The organism is Methylobacterium sp. WL8, assembly GCF_008040045.1.
GTDB lineage: Bacteria > Pseudomonadota > Alphaproteobacteria > Rhizobiales > Beijerinckiaceae > Methylobacterium > Methylobacterium cerastii.
In genome coordinates this window covers 1-2745 of record NZ_VRVF01000163.1, presented here as the reverse complement: position 1 = coordinate 2745, position 2745 = coordinate 1, and the positions used below count along the sequence as shown (strand labels likewise).

Genomic DNA, 2745 nt, shown 5'->3' with positions numbered 1-2745 from the left:
GCGTATCCCCCTCCCGCCGCCGCGTTCTTCGCACGGCCCTGACCGCGATGGTCGGCAGCGTCGTTCCTAGCGTCATCGATCTGAATGAGGCCCGAACGATGGCGCAAGAGGCCAAGGCACAGGAGCCCCAGGCGGTGACGGACGGGCCGACGACCTTCGCCACGGTGGCCCGCCTCGCGGAGCGGTTGGCCGGCGCACCCTACGTCGCGCCCCCCGAAGACCTGCCGCCGGCGCTGGCCGGGCTGACCTACGACCAGTACCGCGCCATCGTGTTCCGCCCGGCCGCGTCCTTGCGCTTCGGGCGACACTTCAGCGCGCAGCTGTTCCACCGCGGCTTCCTGCAGCGCAAGCGCTGCGCCCTGTTCGTGCAGCCGAAGGCCGGGCCAGCGCATCCCATCGCCTACGAATCCGGCCTGTTCGACCTCGGCACCGCGCTGGCCGGCCAGAGCTTCCCGGCCGGCCTCGGCTTTGCCGGCTTCCGGTTGCACTTCGCCGCCAGCGACACGCCGCCCGGGCGGCCGCGCGGCTTCCAGGAGGAGTTCCTGGTGTTCCTCGGCGCCTCCTATTTCCGCCTGCGCGGCGAGGGCCAGGAATACGGGCTCTCGGCCCGGGGCGCGGCCATCGGCACCGGGTCTTCCACCGGCGAGGAGTTCCCCGACTTCACCGCCCACTGGATCTGCGAGCCCGAGGACGACGCCCGCACGATCACCGTGCTCTCGCTGCTCGACAGCCCGAGCCTGGCCGGCGCCTACCGCTTCGACATCACGCCCGGCGATCCGGCGCGCATCCAGGTCACGGCCTCGCTCCACCCGCGCAAGAGCATCCCGCAGCTCGGCCTCGCGCCGCTGACCAGCATGTTCCTGCACGGCCAGAACGGGCCGGGCGCGCGGGGGGCGAAACCCTTCGACGACTTCCGGCCGCAGGTGCACGATTCCGACGGGCTGGTGGTGCGCGCCGGCGCCGACCAGCTGTGGCGCCCGCTGGTCAACGGACGGCCGAGCCCGCAGATCTCGTCCTTCCGCGCGGCGCCGCTCTCGGGCTTCGGGCTGATGCAGCGCGAGCGGAACTTTGCCGCCTACCTCGACGTCGAGGCGCGGCACGAGGCGCGGCCGGGGCTGTGGGTCGAGCCCGGCGCTCCGAAGCTCGAGATGGTCGCGGCCGGCGCCTTGCCGCGGGCCGGCGACGTGTTCGCGGCCGGCCAGGTGCAACTGTTCGAGATCCCCTCGGTCGAGGAGTACATGGACAACATCGTGGCGGCCTTCGTGCCGGACGCGCCTGTCCGCCCCGGCCACCCGATCGCGCTGACCTACGGGCTGACCACGGTGGGCGCCGAGCCCGTCCCGGCTCTGCCCGGCACGCTGGCCCGCGTGGTCTCGACCCGCGTCGGCTCGCCCGACCGCCTGCGTCCGGTCGACCCGCCGATCGCCGGGCGGCGGCTGTACTGCATCGACTTCGCAGGACCGGACCTGCCCCAGGGCGCCCTCGACGCCGAGGGTGCGGGCGTCGGCGCGGAGGTCTCGGCCAGCGCCGGAACGATGCACGACCCCGTCGCCGCGCCGGTGCCGCAGACCGGCGGCTGGCGCATCTACGTGGAGTGGCGCCCCCCGGCCGCGCTGCCACCGGGCGACGTGGTGCTGCGCGCGCACCTCACTCGCGGCGGCCGCCGCATCAGCGAGACCTGGGACGCGTCGGCGTGAGCCCCAGCTGACGGGGGCGGGGTCATCCCCTCTCCCCGCCAGCGGGATGCACGGCTCCGCGTTCGCATCACGTCAGCCCGTAGCCGCAACCCTGGCGTGAAACCGAACGCAGCCCGGCAGCTACAACTGACCAAAGGTTGCTCTCGGTGCGTCGATGCCGACAAGCTCGGCCGAGTATCGCGAATCAGGTCGGCTTCGAAGCGGGGCTAGGGTGGACGAGGACGATTCCCAAGCGGCGGAACCGGCGCCGCGCCGACGCCGTCACCTGCCGGCCGCCGAGCGCGAGCGGCAGATCGTCGAGGCGGCCACGCGCTTCTTCGCCGAGCAGGGCTTTGCCGGGCAGACCCGCGAGCTCGCCGCGCGTATGGGCATCACCCACTCGGCGATCTTCCGCTACTTCCCGACCAAGGAGGCCCTGATCGAACGGGTCTACGACCAGGTCTTCGTCGCCCGCTGGAACCCGGATTGGGGACCGATGGTGCGGGATCGCAGCCGGCCGCTCGAGGCGCGGCTGGTCCAGTTCTACCGCGAATACGCCGCGCGGATCTTCGACTACGAATGGGTGCGGATCTTCGTCTTCGCGGGCCTTCGCTCGGTCGACATCACCCCCCGCTACCTCGCCATCGTGCGCGAGGCCCTGATCCTGCCGGTCTGCGCCGAGTTGCGCGCCGAGTTCGGCCTCGAACCGCCGGACGCGCTGCCGCTGCAGGAGCGCGAGATCGAGGCGGTCTGGGCGCTGCACGGCAAGGTGTTCTACATCGCCGTGCGCAAGTACGTGTACAACCTGCCGACGCCCGAGGATGTCGGCCCGATCCTCGCCGACGACGTGTCCGTCTTCATGTGCGGGGCGCCGGCTCTGTTCCGGGCGATCCATGCGGATGCGGCGGCGCGGGGGCAGGCGGCGGGCTGACCGCCCTTACCCGAACGCCCCCCGGTCCCGATGGCAGGCGACCGTGTGCGCGGCTCCGACCGGGCGGGGCAGCGGCAGCTCCGTCCGGCAGACGGCGATGGCGGCGGGGCAGCGCGGATGGAACGGGCAGCCCGGCGG

At 72.8% G+C, this 2745-nt stretch carries 2 protein-coding genes; both read left to right on the top strand.

Features of this window, described 5'->3' with window-relative positions; translation table 11 throughout:
* Positions 1-98: 98 nt before the first annotated feature.
* Positions 99-1697 (top strand): glucan biosynthesis protein, encoded by a 1599-nt coding sequence (locus tag FV234_RS25620; protein WP_246686314.1) that lies wholly within the window; start codon positions 99-101, stop codon positions 1695-1697.
* A gap of 211 nt (positions 1698-1908) precedes the next feature.
* Positions 1909-2607, top strand: a complete 699-nt coding sequence (locus tag FV234_RS25615) for a TetR/AcrR family transcriptional regulator (protein ID WP_238272260.1) — start codon at positions 1909-1911, stop codon at positions 2605-2607.
* Positions 2608-2745: the final 138 nt, after the last annotated feature.